The following is a 23,395-nucleotide window of genomic DNA, read 5'->3' on the forward strand; positions in this document are numbered from 1 at the left end:
GCGGCATGACCTTCCGCCCGACCGCTCTGCTGGCGCTTGCCGCGCCTTTCGCCCTGACCGCCTGCGTGGTGCCTCCCCAAGGCGTCACCCCGCCGCCGCCCGTCGCCGCCGCCCCGCCGCACATCGGCCAGGCCGACAGCGCGGGCGTGGGAGAGCGGGGGCTCGTCTCCGCCGCCGACCCGCGCGCCGCCGATGCGGGCGCGCAGATGCTGCGACTGGGCGGATCTGCCAGCGATGCGGCGATCGCGACGATGCTCGCGCTGACCGTGGTCGAGCCGCAAAGCTCGGGCATCGGCGGCGGCGGTTTCCTCGTCATGTCGGACGCCGCCGGAACGGTCGATACCATCGACGGGCGCGAGAGCGCGCCTGCGGCGGCCGGCCCGCAGTGGTTCTTCGTCGATGGCAAGCCGCTGCCGATCATGGAAGCGATCCCCGGCGGGCGCAGCGTGGGCGTGCCCGGCTCGTTGCGGCTGGCGGCGCTGGCGCATGGAAAGCATGGCGTCATCGCGTGGCGTACGCTGTTCCAGCCGGCGATCCGCCTCGCCCGCGACGGCTTTGCGGTAACGCCGCGCCTGTTCCAGATGCTGTCGCGCTTTCCCGGCACCGGCGCGTTCGATCCGGCGGGCCGCGCGCTCTATTATGGCGAGGACGGCCAGCCCAAGCCAGTGGGCACGGTGATCCGCAATCCCGCGCTCGCCGATTTCCTCGAAACGGTCGCCGCGCGCGGCGCCGCCACTTTCTACGCAGGCGACAACGCCACGACGATCGCCGCCAAGGTCGGCACCGCACCGAAGAATCCCGCGCCCATGACGACCGCCGACATTGCAGGCTACCGCGCAGTCGCGCGCGACCCGGTGTGCGGGCAGTACCGCGTCTGGCGCGTGTGCGGGATGGGGCCGCCCTCGTCCGGCGCGACGACCGTGTTCGCCGTACTCAAGCAGCTCGAACGCTTCGACATGAAGGCGCTCGGGCCTGAAAACCCGGTATCGTGGCACCTGCTCGCCGAATCCGAACGGCTCGCCTATGCCGACCGCGACCAGTACCTGGCCGATCCGGGCTTCGTCTCGGTGCCGGTCAAGGGGCTGACCGATCCCGATTACCTCGCCGCGCGATCCGCGCTGATTTCGCCGACCGCGACGATGCCCTCGGTGCGCGCGGGCACGCCGCCGCAAGCGGTCGCGCGCTTCGCGCCCGCTCCGGCGCAGGAGGAACACGGCACCTCGCACTTCGTGATCGTCGACCGCAAGGGCAATGCGGCAAGCTATACCTCGACCATCGAAAGCGCGTTCGGATCGGGCCTCGTCGTCAACGGTTACTTCCTCAACAACGAGCTGACCGACTTCAACATCACCCCCGACAAGGATGGCCTGCCGACCGCCAATCGCGTCGAAGCGGGCAAGCGGCCGCGCAGTTCGATGGCGCCGACGCTGGTGTTCGGCCCCGATGGCAAGCTGGTCATGGCGGTGGGCGCGGCGGGCGGCGCGACGATCCCGGTGCAGGTGATCAAGACGATCATCGGTGTGCTCGACTGGGGCCTGCCCGTGGGCCGTGCCATTGCCCTGCCCGTGCTTTTCGCGCCGGGCGATGCGGTGTTCATCGAACAGGGATCGTCGCTGGAAGGTATGGCCCCCACGCTGAAGGCGCTGGGTCATGCGACGGTGATCCCGCGCGAAATGCCGCTCAAGACCAACGCCATCGTGCGCGTGGGCGAGCGCTGGATCGGCGCGGGCGACCCGCGCAGCGAGGGCGCCGCGGTCGCCGAATGACCGCGCCCGTCAGAGCGTCAGGTTGAGATCGACGTAGCCGTAGGCGGTGTTGCCGTTGGCACGGGCGTTGGGCGCATCGCGCAGCAGCCCGCGCTTGACCAGCAGCGCCGCCCCGGTGTCGGCCTGGAGCAGCCCCGGCACCAGCCAATAGCGGACGCGGCCTTCGAGCTGATACCCCGCAAAGCGCCCCGAAGCGCCGCTGGCGTCCTTGACCGCGGTGCTGGCAAAGGCGTCGTGCACGTTCTCGGCCCAGGCGGCGCGGGCCATGGCCATCAGGTCCACGCGCTTGCTCGGCGCAGCCTCGATCCTGAGGCCGGGCGAGACGATGTTGGCACGACCCAGCGCGCCGTACAGGCTGGTCGGCCCGAATTCCGAGCGGCGCGCGCCGAACAGCGTGTCGAAGCGGCGGTATTGACCCGCGCGGCCCGAATCGCCGCTCGCCGCATCGAACACCGCCGACAGGCGCGGCGTCCAGCCGCCGGTCAGGGTGTAGCCCGCTTCGGCGTGGACCAGCCAGGCCGAGACGTCGAGATCGGTCAGGTCCGCTCCGCCTGTGGAACGGCGTGCCTTGCCGAATTGCCAGGCAGCTTCGACGTCGTGGTCCAGCTTGCCCGCCGTGGGTCTGGCGAACAGGCGCACACCCACGGTCCACAACCGGCGGTTGCGCGTGGCGAGATCGGGGCGGTCACGTTCGAAAAGGTGGAAGGCATAACCCTCCACGCTGCCGCCCAGCACCTTGGGCAGCGTCGCATCCAGCCCCGCGAACTGGAGGTCGCCCGATTCGCGGTCGAACTTGACCTTGTTGTCGGCGATGTCCGCCGCCGCATCGGGCAGGCGCACCTGCGGCATCGTCCAGAAGCCGACCAGTCGCGCGCCATCGGCGGTGGTCCAGTCGGCCTGCACGCCGGTGAAGGCATTGGTGGTGTTGCGGAACCGGTTGCGCGCGACGAGGCGGCGGCCGCCGAGATCCATGGTGAAGCGACCAAGGGTGACAAGACCGTGCCCGCGCTTCGCGCCCTTGCCGAAGGCGCCCGTACCCCGATCGCCCAGCTCGAAGCGGACGAAGGCCTGCACGGGTTCGAGCGCGTTGACTTCGCCCGTCGCGGCGGTGGAGTTCGGCGCCTGCATATAGGCGCGGCTGTCCTGCACCTCGCCACCGATGCGCACGGGACCGGCGTCGTATTCGGCCAGCACGTCGGTGCGCAGCGAGATCATCGAATCGGCATCGGGGCCGGTCGGGCGGAACTGGTTGTCGATGCCATCGAGGCGGACGCGCAGCGAGGCGCTGACCTGCCAGTCATCGGACGCACCCAGGGCCTGCGCCAACGGCCCCTGCTTCGCGACGGCGGGGCTTGCGGTCAGGCCTGCCGCGGCCAGCGCGGACAGGATCACTCTGTTGGTCACAGTCGCTCTCCTGCGATTTTTTGGCGTGCCCGGTCCCCCGCGTGGGGGTCCCACGATGGGCGCGGGCGCGCATATGACAGGCCAGTGCCTTCTTAGAAAGCGGGACTTGTCGAAATATGCATCCGCGCCTAAGGGGACCCCACGTCACTTGGGGAGTAGCCATCCGCGCCTGCGCGGATCCCGAACGCGTCAACATACTCGGCCGAGAGGCCGTGGCGCAGGCGAGGAAGGACCGGAATGCCGGTCATCTTCGGGCGAGACCAATGGCAGCGCACTTTTCGTCCGGCCGGGCGGGAAGGTGTCGTTGCCGTTCGTCTCGACTGGTTCGCCCGGCCCCGGATACGCATCATGATGCTCGAAGCCCTGACTACGTCCACCGCGGTCGTCGCGCTCGCCGAAATCGGCGACAAGACGCAATTGCTCGCGGTGATCCTCGCCGCGCGGTTCCGCAAGCCCCTGCCGATCGTCGCAGGCATCCTCGGCGCAACGCTTGCCAACCACTTCCTCGCCGCGCTGCTGGGCGCGACCGTTGCCGGGTTCATGGACGGCCCCGCCTTCCGCTACGCCGTCGCCCTCGGTTTCATCGCGATGGGGCTATGGACGCTCGTGCCCGACAAGATGGACGAGGACGATGCGCCCAAGCCGTCGCGCTTCGGCCCGTTCCTGACCACGCTGGTGGCGTTCTTCATCGTCGAGATCGGCGACAAGACCCAGGTCGCCACGATCGCGCTCGGCGCGCAGTACCATGATGCGGTCGCGGTCACGATGGGCACGACGCTCGGCATGATGATTGCCAATGTGCCCGCCGTGTTCCTGGGCGAAGCGCTGCTGCGCCGCGTTCCGCTGAAAGTTGTGCGCACGGTCGCCGCGCTGCTGTTCGTGGGCCTTGGCCTGTGGTTGCTGGCGCGCACGGCCGGGATGGTCTGACCCTAGAACCCTTCGCCCCAGGCGGCGCAATGGGGATCGAGCCCGACGAGTTGGCGGCGCAAAGAGGCGCGCGCCAGCCGCTCGACCTCCACCTTGCGGCGCGCCCCCGCCAGCGGCAGCGAGGGCGCAGGGCGCAGGATTTCCGCGTCATAGCCATCGGCCACGATCACCCCGCAGGCGTTGGGGCGGAAGGCCTCCGTTTCAAGGCAGGCACGATCGAGATGCGGCGCAAGGCCCCAGTAGAAGCGGTCGCAATGGTCAAGGTAGTCGGTCCACTTGGCATCGCCCAGCAGATCGGCCCGGCTTACCTTGATCTCGACCAGCACAATCCGACCTTTCGGATCGATGCCCATGAGGTCGGCGCGCCGCCCGGAGCGCAGCGGCATTTCCGGCAGGCACCAGATATCGTTGCGCGCAAACAGGCGAGATATCCCGCGCGCCACCGCGCGGGCCTCGATCCGCGCAGGATCGGCCCCGAGCACTGCGGGATCGGCATCAGGAAAAGGGTACGATTCGGCCATCACCCGATCGTACGAACATATCAGGAACGCGTAAAGCGTTCAGGCCAGACGCTTCAGCCCCTGCACCGGCGCAAGGTCAAGCAGCGCCGCGCGCGCCACGAGAAATTCCTGCCAGAGTGCTTGCGCCGCAGGCACGGTCGAGCCGCCGCGCGCGTGAACCGCCAGCAAGGCCGCGAGCCCCGGCTCCATCATCGCGGCCAGATCATCCACGCCCTGCCGCGCCTCTTCGTATCGCCAACCGCCAAGATCGCGCATGATCGCGGGAAAATTGCGGACGTCGGCGCGGCGAGGCTCGACCTGCTGACCCGCCAGTTCGCAGACCACTGCCGCGGCATCGTGCAACGCCGACCATTTCATCGACAGGACCGAGCCAACGCCGACTCCGAAGTCAGGTCGTCCCGCAGCGGGCATGGCCAAGACGGGCGCCGGACCGGGGACCGGGCCGGACGCGGCGGAATGTCCTGTCTGGATGAATGCGCTCGCCATGCAGCAATCGTTAGCAGAGAGGTCCCTTCCAAATCGCTAAGCGAGAGCGCGTATAAGGATTCGACCGTGGACAAGCGGCGAATAGGGCTGGCCGGAAGCGCCGCGCGCTGCTAGAGGCGCAAATTCTGCGCACCCGTAGCTCAGCTGGATAGAGCGTTGCCCTCCGAAGGCAAAGGCCACAGGTTCGAATCCTGTCGGGTGCGCCAGCCTTTTCAGGCGCTTGCAGCGTCTGATAAACACTCCCGACATGCCGGGTCACCAGCAGCACGGAATTGGCGGGCCGGCAGGCACCATCGAGCATAGCTGGCGTGTGCTCTATGGGCGACGCCTCTCCCCGATGCCGGGAGCGCTGGGAACGAGCGAACACGTGCCGCCCGGCGCCCGATTCGCGGGTCCGGCAGTCGCTCCCACCGGATAGAAGCGCGAGAACCTCGCGCCACCGGCTTGCGTCGGGCCGGATGGTTCCCTGAGTTCAAAGACAACTCTGCGGGATGATCCCGCGTGGATTGAGGTGAGGAGCGATCGGCGGCGGCTGTGTCGGCATAGCCGAGCCCTCCGCGCCAGCGCCACCGCCCCGCCGCCGGGCGGCGCGATGGCGGACGGTGACGATCCGTTCAAGGCGGGGTTGTTCCGAACGGGAAAAATCCGGCCACACTTTCACCACTTGCACGAAAATTACATCGTTCGTTCGCAAAAGGGTCATGCGCCTGCGGCAAGGCGATTCTCGCCCGGTGCGTGGCGCCGGCTTGCCAGGGGACCTCCGCCATGCCGATCAACACCATCACCGGGGACGACACGCCCAACACGCTCGACGGCACCATCGATGCCGACGCGGTCTACGGCCTCGGCGGCGCCGATACCTTGCGCGGGTTCGAAGGCGACGACCTGCTCGATGGTGGCACGGGCAACGATACGCTGATCGGCGGCAAGGGCGATGACACTTATGTCGTCGATGCCAGCGGCGACAGCATCACCGAACTCGCCGACGAAGGCGCCGACACCGTCCGGGCGGGCCTGTCGTGGACGCTCGGCGCGAACATCGAGAACCTGGTGCTGACCGGCGCGGGGGCGATCAATGGCACCGGCAATGCGCTCGACAACACCCTGACGGGCAACGGGGCCAACAACATCCTTTCGGGCGGCGCTGGCAACGACTGGCTGGACGGCGGCCTGGGCAACGACACGCTGATCGGGGGAACGGGCAACGACACGTTCGTCGTCGACAGCGCCGGCGACGCGATCGTTGAGAGTGCCACCGAAGGCCGAGACACCGTGCGATCGAGCCTGTCGTGGGTACTGTCGGACAATCTCGAGAACCTTGTCCTGACCGGCAGCGACGCGATCGACGGCGTCGGCAACAACCAGGGTAACGTACTGATCGGCAACGATGCCGAGAACACGCTCAACGGCTTCGACGGCAACGACACGCTCGACGGCGGGATTGGCGCAGATACGTTGATCGGCGGTCTCGGCAATGACACGCTGATCGTCGAGAGCGCCGGTGACAAGGTCATCGAGAACCTGAACGAAGGCACCGACACGGTGCGGGCATCGATTTCGTGGACCCTGGTCGACAACGTCGAGAACCTGACGCTGACCGGCATCGACACGCTCGACGGTACCGGCAATGCCCTCGACAACGCGCTCACCGGGAACGCCGCCGCCAACGTGCTGGTGGGCCTTGGCGGCAACGACACGTTCGATGGCAAGGGCGGCGGCGATAAGCTGGAAGGTGGGCTGGGCGACGACACCTACGTGCTCGCCGGTAGCGGCGATACGGTGATCGAAGCCGCTGGCGAAGGCACGGACACGATCGTGGCCGGCTTTTCGATCACGCTCGGCGACAACATCGAAAACCTGACGTTAAGCGGCGCGGACGCCATCAACGGCACGGGCAACGCGCTGGATAACGTGCTGACCGGCAATGCCGCCGCCAATATGCTGACCGGCGGCGCGGGCAACGACACCTATTTCGTCGACAACATCGGCGACCAGACGATCGAGCTGGCGGGTGAAGGCAACGACACCGTTCGCAGCAGCATCAGCTGGACGCTGGCGACCAACGTCGAAACGCTCGTCCTGACCGGCACCTTCGCGATCGATGGCGCGGGCAATACATCCGACAACGCCATCGAAGGCAACGACGCCAACAACGTTCTGGATGGCGGCGCGGGTGCGGACGTGCTGACAGGCCACAAGGGCGATGACACCTATGTCGTCGACAACGCGGGCGACACCACGGTGGAAGCGCTCAACGAAGGCCGCGACCTCGTTCTCGCCAGCGTTTCGTACACGCTCTCGAGCGACGTCGAGAACCTGACGCTGACGGGCACCGACGCGATCAACGCGAACGGCAACGCCCTGTCGAACGTCATTCGCGGCAATGCCGCCGCCAACGTCATCGATGGCGGGGCCAGCAGCGACGATCTCGACGGAGCGGGCGGCTCGGACATCTACATCGTTGCGGCGACCCGCGACCACATCGGCAACGAAATCCACGATTCGGGCACCGACGGCATCGACGAACTGCGCGTCACCGCAACCACCAGCGGCACCGTCTCGCTGGGCACGCGCGAGACCGGGATCGAGCGGATCGTGATCGGCACCGGCACGGGCGCGGTTGCCGACAGCTCGGGCCTCGCGGCCATCAACGTCAGCGCCAGCCGCTCAGCCATCGGCCTGACGATGATCGGCAATGCCGGCGCCAACCAGCTGACCGGCAGCAAGTTCACCGACCTGATCGACGGCGGCGCGGGCATCGACCGCATGGCGGGCGGCGCGGGCGATGACACCTACATCGTCGACAACAGTGCCGACGTGGTCCGCGAATCGACCCGCAGCGGCACCGACACCGTGCTTGCCAGCGCGACGTTCAAACTCGGCTCCAATGTCGAAGTCCTGACGCTCACCGGCACCGATGCCATCGATGGCACCGGCAGCACCGGGGCCAACACGATCACCGGCAACGACGCGGTCAACCGCCTCGACGGCGGCAAGGGCGACGACGTGCTGTTCGGCATGCGCGGAGCTGACACGCTGATCGGCGGCACCGGCGCCGATACGCTCGACGGTGGCGCAGGCGAAGACCTGCTCATCGGCGGAATCGGCAACGACCGCCTTATCGGCGGCGCGGACGCCGACACTTTCCGCTTCGACACCGCACGCATCAGCAGCGGTTCGGACGTGGTCGTCGACTTTTCGGCTGCCCAGGGCGACAAGATCCAGCTCACGCTGGCGCAGTTCAAGGGCCTTGGCGCGACCGGAGCCTTGACCGCCGAGCAGCTCTGGGCCGCCAACGGCGCCTTCTATGCTCACGACGCCAGCGACCGCATCCTCTACGACAGCGCCACGGGCAAGCTCTGGTACGATGCCGACGGCAGCGCCAACCGCTACCTGCCGGTGCTGATCGCCACCTTCGGCGAGGCCAGCCATCCGACGCTGACAGCCGCCGACTTCATCGTGATCTGAACCTGCCGCCATCGAGAGTTGCCCAGATGGGGCAGTCGGGAAACCGACGGCTCCATCACCTCTCCCGCGTGCTGCAGGACGAAGCGCGCAAGGCGTTGCACCTGCAGCAAAAGACGCGGCACCTCCGGCAAGGCGCACGCGCACGCCCGCGCCCGGCGCTTACGCCGCTACTTCGTGATCTGGAGGTAGGAAACTGGAGCGGGCGAAGGGATTCGAACCCTCGACCCCAACCTTGGCAAGGTTGTGCTCTACCCCTGAGCTACGCCCGCTCGTGCGTTTCTGGCCGGTTGGGAAACCCCGTCCGGCTGGGGTGAGCGGGCCTCTAACGGGGTCTCGGAAATCGCGCAACCCCCCAAATGCACTTTCCTTTGCTTTGCCCTGTGGATTGCCGCGCGGATTGAGGCGCAATGCCCGTATTGGGCAGCGTTGGCCCTTGCCGAACCGCGCCGCGATCCCACATGAAGGCGACTACAACGCACGCGCACTGCACGGAGAAGTTCATTGGCAAGCCTTGGCCTCAGTCTCGACGAACAGAAAGCGGTCGATCGCTTCCGCAAGGCCGTCGTCGAGCCGTCGATGACCAAGCTCGTCATCCTCGATTTCTGGGCGGAATGGTGCGGCCCGTGCAAGGCGCTCACGCCGGTGCTGGAAAAGGTCGCCGCCGAGTACGCCGACAAGGGCGTGATGCTGGCCAAGGTCAATGTCGACGAGGACCAGTTCATCGCGGCGCAGTTCCAGGTGCGCTCGATCCCGACGGTCTACGCCATGTTCCAGGGCCAGCCGGTGGCCGATCTGACCAACGCTCGCGGCGAATCGCAGTTGAAGCAGTACCTCGACCAGATCCTGGCGCAGTTGCCGGTGCAGGCAGGCGACGAGCCGGCGCAGGACATCGCACCGCTGCTGGCGATGGGCGAGGAGGTTCTGGCAGATGGCGATGGCGAACGCGCGGCAGGGATCTTCGCTCAGATCGTCGAAATCGCACCCGACAGCGCACCTGCGCATTCCGGCTTGATTCGTGCGTTGCTGCTGGCGGGCCACCGCGAGGAAGCCGCCGAAGCGCTGGCCGCGCTCGATCCGAAGATCGCTGAAGACCCAGCGCTGGCGCAGGCGAAGTCCGCGTTGGCGCTGGCCGAAGACGCGCCCGAGGCAAGCGAACTGGCCGCTTTGCGCGCTGCGGCGGCCGAGCGCCCGGCCGACATGGAGGCGCAGCTGGCGTTCGCCAATGCGCTCTATGCCAGCGGTGATCGCGACGGCGCGGCGGACAAGCTTCTGGCAATGATCGCCGCCGACCGCGCATGGAACGACGGCGCAGCCCGCGCCCGCCTGCTGCAGATCTTCGAGGCCATCGGGCTCGAAGATCCGTGGGTAGCCGCGACGCGGCGCAGGCTGTCCACGATCCTGTTCGGTTGACCGGCATGGGCGACGCCACACGGCTGTCGATCTTCCCGTTATCGGGCGTGATCCTGTTTCCCGGCCTGCAGTTGCCGCTGCACATCTTCGAGCCGCGTTACCGGGCCATGGTGAGCGACGCGCTGGCACGCGACCGGCGCATCGCGATGATCCAGCCGCAATCGCCGGTCGAAGGCGCGCCGTTGTTCCGCATGGGCTGCGTGGGCAAGATCGACGAGATCGAGGCGTTGGAGGACGGGCGCTTCAATCTCGTGCTCGAAGGCCTGTCCCGCTTTCGCCTGCTGCGCGAACTGGACGTCACCACGCCATTCCGGCAGGTCGAGGGCGAACTGATCGACGATGCGCCCGACCAGATCCTCAGCGCGGTGGAACGGGCAAGCTTCGAGCGCGAGGCGCGCGCCTTCGCCAATGCGCAAGGCTATGCCGTGGACTGGGAGCAGGTGGCGCGGCTCGACGACGAATCGCTGATCAACGGCGTGTCGCAGATTGCGCCGTTCGATACCGCGGCCAAGCAGGCGCTGCTGGAAGCCGCGGACCTGCCCGCGCGATGCGAACTGCTGGTCCAGTTGATGCAGTTCTTCCGCCGCCGCGATGGCGAGGACGACGGACGGATCACGCTGCAGTAGGCGCCCCTGCCTACCCGCTCAGCCGCTCAGCGTGCCGGTGTTGACGATCGGCTGGGTCTCCCGCTCGCCGCACAGCACGACCATCAGGTTCGAGACCATCGCCGCGCGACGATCATCGTCGAGGTGGACGACGTTCTTTTCCGACAGCTGCTGCAGCGCCATCTCGACCATGCTCACCGCGCCCTCCACCAGCTTGCGGCGCGCGGCGATCACCGCTTCGGCCTGCTGGCGGCGCAGCATCGCGCCTGCGATCTCGGGCGCATAGGCCAGGTGCGTGAGGCCGCATTCGTCGACGGTCAGCCCCGCCAGCGCGAGGCGGGCGTTGAGTTCGGTCCGCAGTTCGGCGTTGATCACGTCATGATCGCCACGCAGCGTGACCTCGTGGTGCTCGATGTCGTCATAAGGATAACGCGCGCCGATCGAACGCACCGCCGCCTCGATCTGGACGAGCACGAAGGCCCGGTAATCGTCGACATCGAACAGCGCCTGCGCGGTATCGGCGACGCGCCAGACGACGTTGGTGGCGATCTCGATCGGATTGCCGCGCAAGTCGTTGACCTTCAGCTTTTCCGAAACGACGTTGTTCGCGCGCACCGAAATGCGGGTCTTGCCCATCCACGGCCAGACCCAGCGCAGGCCTGCATTGCGATCCGTGCCGCGATAGGCGGCAAACAGCGTGATGGCTGCGGCCTGGTTCGGCTGGATCATGTAGAAGCCCTTGGCGATGACGATCAGCGCCAGCGGCAAGAGGAAGATCGACAGGACGAAGCGCAGCGCCTCGGCATCGCTGGGCGTGCCGCCCGCGAACGAGACCAGCCGCCACAGGAACAGCGCGAGCAGCGCGAGAAACAGGCCAAGCATGAGAAAGCCGCTGGTGCTCCAGGCCGGACGTTCCCGGCTGCTGGTCATCGTCGTCGAATCGGACATCGGCCTTCCCCCTCGGAGCAATGCCGCCTTGGTATCGCACCATCGCGGCAACACAACGTCACTTGCATCGGCGAGCACGTGCCCTACCTTGATTCTTGCGGTACCGGGCCCCTCTGGCGCGGCGCGCAAGTCCTGATGGGCGCCCTGTCCCTGGCGCCGGACCTGCCGCCTCGTGATGTCGGACCGCATCGGGTATGCCGATGCCGAAGGTCCGGACTGTTTCCCCCCCGCACCCGGCGCCATGGCTCGGCAGACCCGATCGAACGCAACCGTTCTGATCGAGGAGCAAGCAATGCCGAACATCACTCTCCGCCAGCGAGCCTTCCGCCTTCTTGAGCGCCACCAGAAGCTCGACGCCGCGCTACGCGCCGCGCAGGGACGGCGCTGGGTCGATCCGTTCGAGGTCGCACGGATCAAGAAGCTCAAGCTGATGATCAAGGATCGGCTGGCGCAGCTGGCACAGCACGCGGCGAGACGCCACCAGCCGGCCTGATGAAGCCCGCCCAAGCGTTGGGCAAGCGGATGGAAGCGTCCCGACAACGCCCGCTCAATGCTGGCGGATCACCGTCAGGAACGCGTCGCCATAGGCGTCGAGCTTGCGCTGGCCGACGCCGCCGATCGCACCCAGTGCGGTGCGGTCGGTCGGGCGCGCGGCGGCCATGTCGCGCAGCACCGAATCGTGGAACACCACGTAAGGCGGCACGCCCGCCTGTTGCGCCAGTTCGCGGCGCAGCGCGCGCAGCGCATCGAACAGCGGATCGCCCACGGGATTGAGCGCCGCGCCATCGCTCTTGCCGCGCCGCCCCTTGCCCCGCTCTGCCTTGGGCGGCAGGATCACGTCGACCGTCGCCTCGCCCTTCAGGATGGCACGCGCATCGCCGCCCAGCGCAAGCCCGCCGTGCTCGGTGGCGATCAGGCTGCCGCGCGCCTGCAAGGCCCGTGAAAGCGCGCGCAGCAGCGGCGCATCCAGCGGCGAAACGATGCCGAACACCGAAAGCTGGTCGTGCCCGCGCGCCGCCACGCGCTCGTCGGCAACGCCGGTCAGCACCTTTTCCAGATAGCCGAAGCCGAAGCTCTGCCCAGTGCGATAGACTGCCGAGAGCAGCTTTCGCGCGAGTTCGGTGGCATCGGTCGAAGACGGGGGCGAAAGGCAGTTGTCGCAATTGCCGCAGGTGGGCGGCGGATCTTCGCCGAAGTGGCGCAGCAGCACCGCGCGGCGGCAGCCCGCTGTCTCCACCAGACCCGCCAGCGCATCAAGCCTGGCACGTTCGCCGGGCAGGCGGCTTTCGTCGAGTTCGGACAGGCGCTGACGCGCGCGCACGAAGTCGTCCGCGCCCCACAGCAACACCGCCACCGAAGGATCGCCATCGCGCCCCGCACGCCCGGTTTCCTGGTAATAGCCCTCGATCGACTTGGGCAGCGCGGCGTGGGCCACGAAGCGCACGTCGGGCTTGTCGATCCCCATGCCGAAGGCGACGGTCGCCACCATCACCATGTCTTCGCTCGCCACGAAAGCGGCCTGGTTGGCGGCACGCGTCTGTGGCGGCAGGCCCGCGTGATAGGGCAGCACCCGCCGCCCTTGCGCGCCCAGCTGCTCGGCCAGCCGCTCCACTTGGGCGCGCGTCGGCGCATAGACGATGCCGGGGCCGGGGTTCTCGGCCATCACCTGCTTCAACTGGCGCAGCGGGTTATCGCGCGGCGTGATGGCATAGCGGATGTTGGGCCGGTCGAAGCCCGCAACGATCAACCCGTCGGTGGGAACGCCCAGCTGTTCGAGGATGTCCGCGCGCGTGTGCCGGTCCGCCGTCGCCGTCAGCGCAAGGCGCGGCACATCCGCGAAGGCATCCATCAGCGGACGCAGCAGGCGATAGTCGGGGCGGAAATCATGGCCCCATTCGGAAACGCAATGCGCCTCGTCGATGGCGAAGAGCGAAACCTTCGACCGGCTCAGCAGCTCGCGGAAATGCGGCTGGCTGGCGCGTTCCGGCGCGACGTAGAGCAGATCGAGCGCGCCCGCGCGGAAGCGCGCCATCGTCGTTTCGCGGTCTGTATCGACGCTGGTCAGCGTGGCCGCGCGAATGCCGTTGGCCGTGGCCGAGCGCAACTGGTCGTGCATCAGCGCGATCAGCGGCGAGACGACGACGCACGTGCCCTCCTGCATCACCGCCGGCAGCTGGTAGGTCAGCGACTTGCCCGCGCCGGTCGGCATGACCGCCAGCGTGGACTGTCCCGCCAGCACGCGCCCCACCACCTGGTCCTGCACACCGCGAAACGCGCCGAAGCCGAAGACGGCGTGCAAAGCCTCGACCGGATCGGCGGGCACATCGGGGCGCGGTTCGAAGGCAGGCGCGGTTGCATCCGCCGGGTATAGCTCTTCCAGCCCCACCGGTTCGTAACCGGCGAAGTCGTCCTCGAAGGGGTAATCGGGTTCGTCGGGCCAACCGTCTGCCATGCCTTGCGGCCTATGGCAGATCGATCGGCAGAGGGAAAACCTCAATCACCCAGAATGACGTGGAGACGGGTGATGCGCGAGGTAACGATGCGCCAGGCGCCGTCCACCTTGCGGTAGGTCTCGTGATAGTGGCCCATGCCGTGCAGCGTCAGCGACGCGCCGGTTTCATCCCAGATCTGGTCCTCCATCGCGATCACGCCCTGCGCCTCGGTATCCGAAAGGACCTCGATCTCGTGGCAGTGGCCATGGTGAACGGTGCGTTGCGTGCCGACCGCACCCCGGATGAAGTCGATGATCACATCGCCGCCTTCGTAGACCCAGTCGTTGCTTTCCGCGGCGCGGCCGGATTCACCGTTGCCGTCGATCGACAGCGAAGCGCGCGCATCGAACACCGCATCGTCGGCGAAGACGCTGCGCAGCGGCTCCCACTGCTTGGAATCCATCAGGCGGAAATAGCGCGCCTTCAGCTGCTTGATCTCCTCGATGGCAATCAGGCGGGCGACGGGATCGATCTGGGTCACGGGGTATGCCTCTCCATGGTTTCTTTGCGCGCCAGCCTAAACCAGCGCTTCCCCCACGCGCCCTGTCACTTGTGCGAGACGAGGTCGCCCACGCGCTCCCACACCAGCTTCGGATGCGCCTCGTCCTTGTCGGCGATGGCTTCGAGCCAGGCGGGCGGGCGGCCGGTCCGCGCCCAGTCCATGCCCCACACCGATATGGCCGCGACAAAGCCCAGCGACATCGCCGCCATCAGGCTCCAGTACCAGGGGCCGTAGGCGGTCACGCGCGCAGGATCGGCGCGGTCGTACCAGATGCGGAACACGCTGGACGGCTTCCACGCCCGCGTCACCTGTCGTCCTACGACCGCATGGTAGGTGCGGCCCGTCTCGGTCTCGAAGGCAACCTCGTCCTCGATCCAGCGCTTGCCCTCGCCATCGCGCCAGTTCCAGCCGCGCGTCGTGCCGATCGAGCGGCCCATGCTGAGGAAATCCTCGAGCCGTTCGTCGGCGCTGTAGCCGCCGCGCGTCACTTGCGCGACCGCCGGGCTCCAACCGCCGAACAGCACACAAGCCCGCCACACGCACCAGCAGGTGCCCAGCATCAAGCCGACTATGGCAAGCGTGAGGAGATCGAGCGCAGACATGGCCACGCCCTAGCCGCCAAGTGCTTAATGAACCGTCGGCGCCAGCAGTTTCGCCAGCCGGGGCCGCACGATCGGCGTGGTTAGCGCGGTCGATCCCACTGCCATCAGCAGCAGCGCGGTGAAGGTCTGGGCTGTGATCACCTGCTTGTCGAGCAGCACGTTGACGAAGATGATCATGATCAGCGCCTTGGTCTGGAGCATCCAGCCGATCACGCCCGCCTCGCCCTGCTTCCAGCCGAGGATGCGCCCGGCAAGGTGCACGCCCATGAGCTTGCCGACCACGGAAGCCACCAGCAGCACCCCTGCCGCCGCGAACACCACCGCGCCGTTCACGCCAAAGCTGGTGCGCAGGCCCGTCGAAAGGAAGAACACCGGCATCAGCGCCAGCAGCAGGAATTCGCGCATGGCATCGAGCTTGCCGAGATCGAACCAGCGCGCTTCGAGTACCGCGCCCGCGAGGAACGCGCCAACCATGAAGTGCAGCCCCGACCAGTCCGCACCGAAGCTCACTACCACGAGCCAGACCAGCGCCACGTACCAGCGATCCGCCAACGCCAGCCGCTGGATCGCTTTGCGCACGATCCACGCCGCGACGGCGAACGCGGCGAGGAACAAGCCCTGCCGCCCCAGCCGCGTCCAGTCGAGCAGGATCAGCGCCAGCACCCCCCAGATCGCCACGTCGTCGAGGCTGGCATAGCGCAGCAGCCGCTGGCCCAGCGGCTGGCGGAACAGCCCGAGCTTCTCCATCAGCAGAACGAGGATGGGCAGCGCCGTAACCGCGCAGGCCATGCCCACGCCCAGCACCGCCTGGGGATAGCTGCCCTTCGCGCCGACCCAGCCCGGTTCGGCCAGCAAGACCGCCGCCGCCGCCGCGCCCAGCAGCAGCGGCGCCACCAGCGCGCAGGTCGCCGTCACCAGTGTTTCGCCGCGATGCGCCCAGGCGTCTGCCAGATCGAGTTCCAGCCCCGCCACGAACACGAACATCATCACCGCCCACCAGGCGATACCGTTCAGCGCGCCGATCACCTGCGGGTTGAACACGAACGCGTAGTAGGCCGGATACGCCGCCCCCAGCACGCCGGGCCCAAGCAGGATGCCGCCCAGGATCTGCACCACCACCAGCGGTGCCCAGCGGTCGGTGCCCAGCAGGCGCCACGCAGCATAGGGTGCGGCAAGGATGATCGTCAGCGCGATCAGGAAAATCTCGGTCGTGCCCATGGCCGCTCCCTGACGCGGTCGCCTGTCCTGCGCAAGCGTACCGTTCTGTCGCTCGCATCAAGGGCGCAATCAACGTTTGCGCAAGCGGAATACGAATGCCCCTGGAGGCGATGGCGCATGGTTGACGCCGCCTTGCGTTGCGCGCCCGCAGCGATCCCGTAGTCACCCTTAAGGCCTCGCACCGAAGGCGATGATAGCCCTTGTCAAACACCAGAACGGGAGACGGACGATGGGCCAGCACCTGCACGAGAACTTCAACGCGCGCGAAGAATGGAAGGCCGCGCGGCTGACCGAGATCGAGTTCGAGGAAATGGCCCGCGCGCTCAAGGCCGTCGCCAAGGCTCACGACCGATCGTGCGACGACGTCATCGACACGTTCGCGCGCGAGGGTCTTGCCGCCGCACTCAACCTGCTCGCCGCCAGCGACGGCGCGGCCACTACCGCCGAATACTACCATCTGCGCGCGCCGTCGGGTCACTGACCAAACCGCTTGCGGAACCGCCGTGCTGCCTGTCCATTGCAGGCCAGCAACAGGAGCACGGCGCATGGCCCGCAGCGAAAGCGATTCGATCGGCTCGATCGAGGTTTCCGACGACGCCTACTGGGGCGCACAGACCCAGCGCAGCATCGAGAACTTCCCCTTCGGCGCGATGGAGCGTATGCCGCTGGGCATCATCCATGCACTCGCGCGGGTGAAGCAGGCGGCAGCGCGCGTGAACCGCGAGCACGGCCTCGCCCCCGTGCTCGCCGATGCGATCGATACCGCCGCCGCCGATGTCGCGGCGGGCCGCTTCGACGAGCAGTTTCCGCTGGTCATCTGGCAGACCGGCAGCGGCACGCAGACGAACATGAACGTCAACGAGGTGATCGCCGGGATCGCCAACGAACGCCTCGCGGGTGCGCGCGGCGGCAAGAGCCCGGTCCACCCCAACGACCACGTCAACCGCGGCCAGTCGAGCAACGACAGCTTCCCCACCGCGCTGCACATCGCCGCCGTGGCGGCGCTCAACCGCAACCTGCTACCCGCGCTCGACAGGCTCCACGATGCGCTTGCGGCCAAGGCGCGCGACTGGGCGGGGATCGTCAAGATCGGGCGCACCCACCTGCAGGATGCAACCCCGCTGACCTTGGGGCAGGAGTTTTCGGGCTACACTCAGCAACTCGCCGATGCGCGCGAACGGTTGCGAGATGCCGAACGGCACCTGCTGCGGCTGGCGCAGGGGGGCACCGCGGTCGGCACAGGACTCAACGCGCCCGAAGGCTTTGCACAGAACATCACGAGCGAACTCGCCCGCCTGACCGGCCATGCCTTCGTGCCCGCGCCCAACCCGTTCGAGGCGCTCGCCAGCAACGATGCACTGGTGCAGGCCTCGGCCACGCTGGCGACGCTGGGCGTGGCGCTGACCAAGATCGCCAACGACATCCGCCTGCTGGGCTCCGGCCCGCGTTCGGGCCTTGGCGAACTGGCCCTGCCCGCCAACGAGCCGGGCAGCTCGATCATGCCGGGCAAGGTCAACCCCACCCAGTGTGAGATGCTGACGATGGTTGCCGCGCAGGTAATCGGCAACCATCAGGCCGTGACTGTGGGCGGAATGCAGGGCCATCTCGAACTCAACGTGTTCAAGCCTATGATCGGCGCGGCCGTGCTGCGCTCGATGCATCTGCTGTCGGTCGGCATGGACAGCTTCGCCACCCGCTGCGTGGAAGGGCTGGAGCCGGACGCCGCGCGCATCGCCGATCTGGTCGAACGCTCGCTGATGCTGGTCACCGCGCTCGCCCCCGCAATCGGCTACGACGCCGCCGCGCAGATCGCCAAGACCGCCCATGCCGAGGGCCTCACCTTGCGCGAAGCCGGGTTGAAGCTGGGGCTGGTCGATGCTGCGACCTTCGACCGGCTCGTCCGGCCGCAGGACATGGTCTGAACCGCCAAGGTTGCCGCTGCGCCCCGGTACTTCTATCAACGCCCGGTCATGCCGGTTCACGAGTGGAATGCCTTTCCCGAAAGCCTCCTGGCCAGCGGCCTCCTGATCGTCGGCAGCGGCGCGGTCGGGCTGGCAATGGCCGCGCACCTCGCGCAGCTGGGCGTGCCGGTAACCGTGCTCGAGGGCGGGCCGCCTACCCCGCCTGCCGATTGGCAGGACCGCAACGCCGGGCCTTGCACGGGCCTTCCGCATGGCGCCCTGTCGGTGGCGCGCATGAAGGCCTTCGGCGGCACCTCGCGGCTGTGGCACGGCCAGCTCCTGCCCCTGTCCCGCCGCGATCTGGCCGACTGGCCGCTGGCGTACGAAGATTACCGCACTGCCGTGGCGCAGGCGCTCGAGCTGCTCGGCGTTTCCCCGCGCGAGGCCGACAGCGACGGCGTCTGGCGCCGCTCGGGCCGGGGCGAGCCGCTGCTGGGCCATGGCCTGCGCGGCGAAACCGGGGCGCTGCTGCCCCAGCCCGACTTCACCCGCCTGTTCGCGCGGGCCATCGCCAGCCCGCTGGTCCAGATCGTCACCGGCGCCGAAGTGGCCGGTCTCGCCTTCGCTGCCGATGGCCGGATCGAAGGCGTCGAGGCGCGGCTGGGCGACAGGACGCAACTGTTCCGCGCGCGCGAGGTCGTCCTCGCCTGCGGCACGCTCGACATCGCACGGCTTCTGATGCGCGCGCAAACAGCGCCGCATTGCCCCTTCGCCGCCAACGCCCACGTCGGGCGCTGGTTCATCGACCACCTGCATGGCGTCGCCGGGCGGCTGGAGAACCACGACCGCGCAGGCGTTGCCGCGTTGTTCGAAGGCTTCACGCTCGAGGGCCGTCGCCACACCGCCAAGGTCCGGCTCGACGATGCCGCGCTCGCCCCCGGCGAGGCGAGCGTCGCGCTGTCGTTCGAAGCCGCGCTCTCGCTGTGGGAAGTGAAGCAGGAAGCGGCGGGCCTGTGGCGGCGCGTCAGCGGGCGGCGGGCCGGCGTGCTGGCCGCCTTGCGCGAAAGTTTCGGCCTGCTGCGCGTGCTGCTGCCGATCGCCTGGCGCTATGTCGCGCGGCGCGGGCTCGTGGGGCTGGGCAAGGGCCCGCTGCTGCTGATGGCCGAGATCGAGCAGCGGCCTCATCCCGACAGCCGCATGGTGCTCGACGCGCAAGGCCGCGCGGGTGTTCATTGGACCATAGGCGGCCGGGCCGAGATCGCGGGCCTTGCCCGTGCCGCCGATGCGCTCAAGGCGTTGCTGCGCGACCGCAGGCTGGGCGACGTGGCGCTCGAACCCCTGCTCGAAGCCCGCGATCCGACGCTGTTCGAAGCGATGTGGGACAACGCCCACCAGTGCGGCGGCGCGCGCATGGCCGCCAGCGCAGACGATGGCGTGACGGACCCCGCGGGCCGCGTGTTCGGTTGCGCCAATCTTTCGGTCGCGGGCGCGGCCACGTTCCCCAGCGGCGGGTTCGCCAACGTCACGCTCTCGGCCATCGCGCTCGGCCTGCGCGTGGCAGACCGCATCGCACCGGCAGCGCCGCTGATGCCGCGCCTGGTCTACGGGGCCGCGCGGCTCGATGGCGGCGCGCTGGCAGCCCGTTCGGCGCGCGTGCTGCGGCAGGCGCTCGACGCGGGCGTGGGCGCGGTGGACGTGGGGCCAAGCTATGGCCTGGGCCTTGCCGAAACGGTCGTGGGCCAGGTGCTGCGCGATCCCGCCTTCGCCCATGTCGACGTCTTCGCCAAGCTCGGCTCCCGCCGCGATCCGCTGGGGCGTTGGCGGAGCGTCCCGCGTGCGCTGAAGCGGTCCTTGCGCTGGCCTGCCCCGGCCCCGCGCGATGATTTCGCGCCGATGGAGCCGGTCGACGCGTTCGGCTGGGGCGATTTCACCCCCGACGCCCTGCGCAAGAGCCACGCCATCGCGCTATCGCGCCTGGGCCGGATCGACCGGCTGCTGCTCCACGAATGCGGCCCCGCCGAATGCGGGCTAGAACAGGCAGCCGTGCTGACCGACCTTGCCACGCGCACCGGCGCAAGGCCCGGAATCGCCATCACCCCCGCGTGGGATGCCGCCATCCAGAGGCGCTATCCCACCGGCTGGGCGATCGAGTGCGCGATCCATCCCGATATCCTGACGGGTGCGATGGAAGTCCCGGCGGAGGTAGTGTTCCACTCGATCACGCCGACAGTGCGCTGGTTGGCCAGGCATGACCGCGCCTTCGCCGCCGCGCTGGAGGAAGCCGCCCAGCTGATCCCGGCACCCGATCCGCAGACCGCGCGGATTGCCGCAGGCCTCGCGCTCGCGGCCGCGCGCGCGCCGACGGCCCGGCTGGTGTTCTCCTCGACTCATCCGGAGCGGCTGACCGCCCTGCTCGATGCGCTGGTGGCGATCGACCGACAGGCGCTGCTGCCCACGATCGCCGCCTGCTTCAGTCGAGGTTAGGCCGCAGCCAGCGTTCCGCCGTGGCCAGATCCACCCCGCGCCGCGTTGCGTAGTCTTCCAGCTGGTCGCGCCCGATGGTGGCGACGCCGAAATACTGGCTTTCCGGGTGCGCGAAGTAGAAGCCCGACACCGCCGAGGTCGGCAGCATCGCCTGACTTTCGGTCAGCGTGATCCCGGCATTGTCCTGCGCCCCCAGCAGATCGAACAGGATCGGCTTGAGGCTGTGGTCGGGGCACGCGGGGTAACCCGGCGCTGGACGGATGCCGCGATACTGTTCGCGGATCAGCGCCTCGTTGGTCAATTGCTCGCCCGGCGCATAGGCCCACAGCGTGGTACGCACGTGCTGGTGCAAGCGTTCGGCGAAGGCTTCGGCGAAGCGGTCGGCCAGCGCTTTCAGCAGGATGTCCTGATAGTCGTCGTTTTCCGCCTTGAAGCGCGCCAGATGCGGCTCGATGCCATGGATACCCACGGCAAAGCCGCCCAGCCAGTCGCCTGCCGGGTCGATGAAATCGGCCAGGCAGAAGTTGGCGCGGCCCCGGCTCTTGGCGAACTGCTGGCGCAGGAACGGCAGGCGCACCATGCGTTCATCGTCTTGCGGATGGAGCACCACATCGTCACCATGGCGCGCGCACGGCCAGAAACCCGCGACGCCCTTGGCCGTCAGCCACTTTTCAGCGACGATCTTCTCCAGCATCGCGCGGGCATCGGCGTAAAGACTGCGCGCGCTTTCGCCCACCACTGCGTCATCGAGAATGGCCGGGTACGTCCCCGCCAGTTCCCACGCGCGGAAGAACGGCGTCCAGTCGAAGCAATCGACCAGATCGGCCAGATCCCAGTCCTCGAACACGTGGAGGCCGGGCTGTTCGGGCGGCGGGGCCTTTTCCGAAAAGTCGGGCGCATAGGCGTTGTCGCGCGCATCGGCGAGGCTCAGCAGCTTCGAGCCGCCCTTGCCCGCCCGCGCCACACGGACGTGGTGGTATTCGTCCGCAGTCGCCTTGACGAAGGGATCGCGCTGGGTGTCCGACAGCAGCTGGCTGGCGACGCCCACCGCGCGGCTGGCGTCGAGCACGTGGATCACCGGGCCATCATAGGCCGGATCGATGCGCAGCGCGGTGTGGACCTTGCTGGTGGTCGCGCCGCCGATCAGCAGCGGGATCGAAAGCCCTGCGCGGTTCATTTCCTCGGCCACGGTCACCATCTCGTCGAGCGACGGGGTGATCAGGCCCGACAGGCCGATGATGTCGACGTCTTCCTTGATCGCCGTGTCGATGATCGTCGACCACGGCACCATCACGCCAAGGTCGAGTACTTCATAGCCGTTGCACTGCAGCACGACGCCGACGATGTTCTTGCCGATATCGTGCACGTCGCCCTTGACCGTCGCCATGATGATCCGGCCCTTGGCCTTGGCGCCGGGCTGCTTTTCCGCCTCGATGAACGGGATCAGGTGCGCCACCGCCTTTTTCATCACGCGCGCCGACTTGACCACTTGCGGCAGGAACATCTTGCCCGAACCGAACAGGTCGCCGACCGTGTTCATGCCCTCCATCAGCGGGCCTTCGATCACTTCGATAGGGCGACCGCCGCGCGCGGCGATCAGGCTGCGCGCTTCTTCGGTATCATCGACCACATAGGCGTCGATGCCCTTGACCAGCGCATGCTCCAACCGGCGGACGACATCCCAGCCACGCCATTCCTCGGCCGCCTTTTCCGCGACGGCATCCTTGCCCTTGAAGCTTTCGGCCAGCGTGATCAGGCGTTCGGTCGCACCTTCATCGCGGTTGAGGATCACGTCCTCGCATGCTTCGCGCAAAGTCGGGTCGATCTGGTCGTAGATGTCGAGCTGGCCCGCATTGACGATCGCCATGTCCAGCCCCGCCGGAATGGCGTGGTAGAGGAACACCGAATGCATCGCCCGGCGCACCGTCTCGTTGCCCCGGAACGAGAACGACAGGTTCGACAACCCGCCCGAGAAGTGAACATGCGGGCACGCCACGCGGATTTCCTTCACCGCCTCGATGAAGTCGACCGCGTAGTTGTTGTGCTCCTCGATGCCCGTCGCCACGGCAAAGACGTTGGGATCGAAGATGATGTCCTCGGGCGGAAAACCGATGCCCGTCAGCAGCTTGTACGCGCGCGAGCAGATTTCGACCTTACGCGCCTTCGTGTCGGCCTGGCCCTTCTCGTCGAAGGCCATGACCACTACCGCCGCGCCATAGGCCATGCACTTGCGCGCATGGGCCAGGAACGGCTCCTCGCCTTCCTTCATGCTGATCGAGTTGACGATCGGTTTGCCGGACACGCACTTCAGGCCCGCCTCGATCACCTCCCACTTGGAACTGTCGATCATCACCGGCACGCGCGCGATGTCGGGCTCGGCGGCGAGCAGCTTGAGGTAGGTGGTCATCGCCTCGACCGCGTCGAGCAGGCCTTCGTCCATGTTGACGTCGATCACCTGCGCGCCGTTCTCGACCTGCTGGCGCGCGACTTCGACCGCCTTGGCGTAGTCGCCCGCGAGGATCAGTTTCTTGAACGCGGCAGAGCCGGTGACGTTGGTGCGTTCGCCGATGTTGACGAAGCGGGCGGAGGAAGTCGTGGCGTTCATTTCAAACTCCACCCCTCCCGCTGGCGGGAGGGGACGGGGGTGGGCTTTTATCAAAG

At 67.9% G+C, this 23,395-nt stretch carries 18 protein-coding genes and 2 tRNA genes; 10 read left to right on the forward strand and 10 right to left on the reverse strand.

Going from position 1 to position 23,395, the window contains the following annotated elements; all coding sequences use genetic code 11:
* Positions 1-5 precede the first annotated feature (5 nt).
* Positions 6-1,766 carry a gamma-glutamyltransferase gene (ggt, locus tag K3A84_RS13115; protein ID WP_225009793.1) on the forward strand — a complete coding sequence of 587 codons (1,761 nt, stop codon included), beginning with the start codon at positions 6-8 and terminating at the stop codon, positions 1,764-1,766.
* Positions 1,767-1,775: 9 nt separating this feature from the next.
* Here ggt and K3A84_RS13120 read toward each other — a convergent pair whose 3' ends face one another.
* Positions 1,776-3,170, reverse strand: a complete 1,395-nt coding sequence (locus tag K3A84_RS13120) for an alginate export family protein (protein ID WP_225009794.1) — start codon at positions 3,168-3,170, stop codon at positions 1,776-1,778.
* Positions 3,171-3,521: 351 nt separating this feature from the next.
* Between K3A84_RS13120 and K3A84_RS13125 the strand changes: the two genes are divergently transcribed.
* The gene (locus K3A84_RS13125) at positions 3,522-4,097 is read left to right on the forward strand and encodes a TMEM165/GDT1 family protein (RefSeq protein WP_225009874.1); all 576 of its coding nucleotides are present in this window, start codon (positions 3,522-3,524) and stop codon (positions 4,095-4,097) included.
* A gap of 2 nt (positions 4,098-4,099) precedes the next feature.
* Here K3A84_RS13125 and K3A84_RS13130 read toward each other — a convergent pair whose 3' ends face one another.
* Positions 4,100-4,618 (reverse strand): MmcB family DNA repair protein, encoded by a 519-nt coding sequence (locus tag K3A84_RS13130; RefSeq protein ID WP_225009795.1) that lies wholly within the window; start codon positions 4,616-4,618, stop codon positions 4,100-4,102.
* 39 nt (positions 4,619-4,657) lie between these two features.
* The gene (locus K3A84_RS13135) at positions 4,658-4,975 is read right to left on the reverse strand and encodes a hypothetical protein (RefSeq protein WP_225009796.1); all 318 of its coding nucleotides are present in this window, start codon (positions 4,973-4,975) and stop codon (positions 4,658-4,660) included.
* Positions 4,976-5,233: 258 nt separating this feature from the next.
* On the opposite strand from K3A84_RS13135, the gene K3A84_RS13140 reads away from it, so the two are divergent.
* Positions 5,234-5,310, forward strand: a tRNA-Arg gene (locus tag K3A84_RS13140).
* Between the two features lie 559 nt (positions 5,311-5,869).
* Positions 5,870-8,572 (forward strand): beta strand repeat-containing protein, encoded by a 2,703-nt coding sequence (locus K3A84_RS13145; protein WP_225009797.1) that lies wholly within the window; start codon positions 5,870-5,872, stop codon positions 8,570-8,572.
* Positions 8,573-8,766: 194 nt separating this feature from the next.
* Here K3A84_RS13145 and K3A84_RS13150 read toward each other — a convergent pair.
* Positions 8,767-8,841: transfer RNA gene (locus tag K3A84_RS13150), tRNA-Gly, on the reverse strand.
* 232 nt (positions 8,842-9,073) lie between these two features.
* Here K3A84_RS13150 and K3A84_RS13155 point away from each other — a divergent pair.
* The gene (locus tag K3A84_RS13155; RefSeq protein ID WP_225009798.1) at positions 9,074-9,982 is read left to right on the forward strand and encodes a tetratricopeptide repeat protein; all 909 of its coding nucleotides are present in this window, start codon (positions 9,074-9,076) and stop codon (positions 9,980-9,982) included.
* Positions 9,983-9,987: 5 nt separating this feature from the next.
* Positions 9,988-10,608 (forward strand): LON peptidase substrate-binding domain-containing protein, encoded by a 621-nt coding sequence (locus K3A84_RS13160; RefSeq protein ID WP_225009875.1) that lies wholly within the window; start codon positions 9,988-9,990, stop codon positions 10,606-10,608.
* Positions 10,609-10,626: 18 nt separating this feature from the next.
* On the opposite strand, the gene K3A84_RS13165 is transcribed toward K3A84_RS13160, so the two are convergent.
* Positions 10,627-11,535, reverse strand: a complete 909-nt coding sequence (locus K3A84_RS13165; protein WP_225009799.1) for an SPFH domain-containing protein — start codon at positions 11,533-11,535, stop codon at positions 10,627-10,629.
* Positions 11,536-11,827: 292 nt separating this feature from the next.
* Between K3A84_RS13165 and K3A84_RS13170 the strand changes: the two genes are divergently transcribed.
* The gene (locus K3A84_RS13170) at positions 11,828-12,028 is read left to right on the forward strand and encodes a YdcH family protein (protein WP_225009800.1); all 201 of its coding nucleotides are present in this window, start codon (positions 11,828-11,830) and stop codon (positions 12,026-12,028) included.
* 54 nt (positions 12,029-12,082) lie between these two features.
* On the opposite strand, the gene recQ is transcribed toward K3A84_RS13170, so the two are convergent.
* The 4 genes from recQ to K3A84_RS13190 all read right to left on the reverse strand — a co-directional run bounded on the left by recQ (position 12,083) and on the right by K3A84_RS13190 (position 16,349).
* Positions 12,083-13,987, reverse strand: coding sequence for a DNA helicase RecQ (gene recQ / locus K3A84_RS13175; RefSeq protein ID WP_225009801.1), 1,905 nt, complete (start codon positions 13,985-13,987; stop codon positions 12,083-12,085).
* Between the two features lie 41 nt (positions 13,988-14,028).
* Entirely contained in the window at positions 14,029-14,508 is a 480-nt protein-coding gene (locus tag K3A84_RS13180) for a nuclear transport factor 2 family protein (protein WP_225009802.1), read from the reverse strand.
* A 65-nt stretch (positions 14,509-14,573) separates the two neighbouring features.
* The gene (locus K3A84_RS13185) at positions 14,574-15,137 is read right to left on the reverse strand and encodes a hypothetical protein (RefSeq protein ID WP_225009803.1); all 564 of its coding nucleotides are present in this window, start codon (positions 15,135-15,137) and stop codon (positions 14,574-14,576) included.
* Between the two features lie 18 nt (positions 15,138-15,155).
* Positions 15,156-16,349 carry a cation:proton antiporter gene (locus K3A84_RS13190; protein ID WP_225009804.1) on the reverse strand — a complete coding sequence of 398 codons (1,194 nt, stop codon included), beginning with the start codon at positions 16,347-16,349 and terminating at the stop codon, positions 15,156-15,158.
* 229 nt (positions 16,350-16,578) lie between these two features.
* Here K3A84_RS13190 and K3A84_RS13195 point away from each other — a divergent pair, with 229 nt between their 5' ends.
* The 3 genes from K3A84_RS13195 (at position 16,579) to K3A84_RS13205 (ending at position 20,734) form a co-directional block, all read left to right on the forward strand.
* On the forward strand, positions 16,579-16,830 hold the full coding sequence (locus tag K3A84_RS13195) for a hypothetical protein (RefSeq protein ID WP_225009805.1): 252 nt from the start codon (positions 16,579-16,581) through the stop codon (positions 16,828-16,830).
* 64 nt (positions 16,831-16,894) lie between these two features.
* Complete coding sequence (gene fumC / locus K3A84_RS13200; protein ID WP_225009806.1) at positions 16,895-18,271, forward strand: class II fumarate hydratase; 1,377 nt, start codon at positions 16,895-16,897, stop codon at positions 18,269-18,271.
* Positions 18,272-18,319: 48 nt separating this feature from the next.
* Entirely contained in the window at positions 18,320-20,734 is a 2,415-nt protein-coding gene (locus tag K3A84_RS13205; RefSeq protein ID WP_225009807.1) for an FAD-dependent oxidoreductase, read from the forward strand.
* On the opposite strand, the gene metH is transcribed toward K3A84_RS13205, so the two are convergent.
* A complete protein-coding gene (gene metH, locus K3A84_RS13210; protein WP_225009808.1) occupies positions 20,721-23,339 on the reverse strand; it encodes a methionine synthase in 2,619 nt (872 codons plus the stop codon). The two genes, K3A84_RS13205 and metH, sit on opposite strands and share 14 nt — an antisense overlap.
* Positions 23,340-23,395: the final 56 nt, after the last annotated feature.

The sequence above is a fragment of the Novosphingobium percolationis genome, assembly GCF_020179425.1.
Taxonomy (GTDB): Bacteria; Pseudomonadota; Alphaproteobacteria; order Sphingomonadales; family Sphingomonadaceae; genus Novosphingobium; species Novosphingobium percolationis.

Coding starts and splice junctions, on each gene's coding strand:
- K3A84_RS13205 (WP_225009807.1), top strand. CDS start 18,320: ATGCCGGTTCACGAGTGGAATGCCTTTCCCGAAAGCCTCCTGGCCAGC.
- fumC (WP_225009806.1), top strand. CDS start 16,895: ATGGCCCGCAGCGAAAGCGATTCGATCGGCTCGATCGAGGTTTCCGAC.
- K3A84_RS13195 (WP_225009805.1), top strand. CDS start 16,579: ATGGGCCAGCACCTGCACGAGAACTTCAACGCGCGCGAAGAATGGAAG.
- K3A84_RS13135 (WP_225009796.1), bottom strand. CDS start 4,975: ATGAAATGGTCGGCGTTGCACGATGCCGCGGCAGTGGTCTGCGAACTG.
- metH (WP_225009808.1), bottom strand. CDS start 23,339: ATGAACGCCACGACTTCCTCCGCCCGCTTCGTCAACATCGGCGAACGC.
- K3A84_RS13190 (WP_225009804.1), bottom strand. CDS start 16,349: ATGGGCACGACCGAGATTTTCCTGATCGCGCTGACGATCATCCTTGCC.
- K3A84_RS13130 (WP_225009795.1), bottom strand. CDS start 4,618: ATGGCCGAATCGTACCCTTTTCCTGATGCCGATCCCGCAGTGCTCGGG.
- ggt (WP_225009793.1), top strand. CDS start 6: ATGACCTTCCGCCCGACCGCTCTGCTGGCGCTTGCCGCGCCTTTCGCC.
- K3A84_RS13160 (WP_225009875.1), top strand. CDS start 9,988: ATGGGCGACGCCACACGGCTGTCGATCTTCCCGTTATCGGGCGTGATC.
- recQ (WP_225009801.1), bottom strand. CDS start 13,987: ATGGCAGACGGTTGGCCCGACGAACCCGATTACCCCTTCGAGGACGAC.
- K3A84_RS13125 (WP_225009874.1), top strand. CDS start 3,522: ATGCTCGAAGCCCTGACTACGTCCACCGCGGTCGTCGCGCTCGCCGAA.
- K3A84_RS13165 (WP_225009799.1), bottom strand. CDS start 11,535: ATGTCCGATTCGACGACGATGACCAGCAGCCGGGAACGTCCGGCCTGG.
- K3A84_RS13145 (WP_225009797.1), top strand. CDS start 5,870: ATGCCGATCAACACCATCACCGGGGACGACACGCCCAACACGCTCGAC.
- K3A84_RS13170 (WP_225009800.1), top strand. CDS start 11,828: ATGCCGAACATCACTCTCCGCCAGCGAGCCTTCCGCCTTCTTGAGCGC.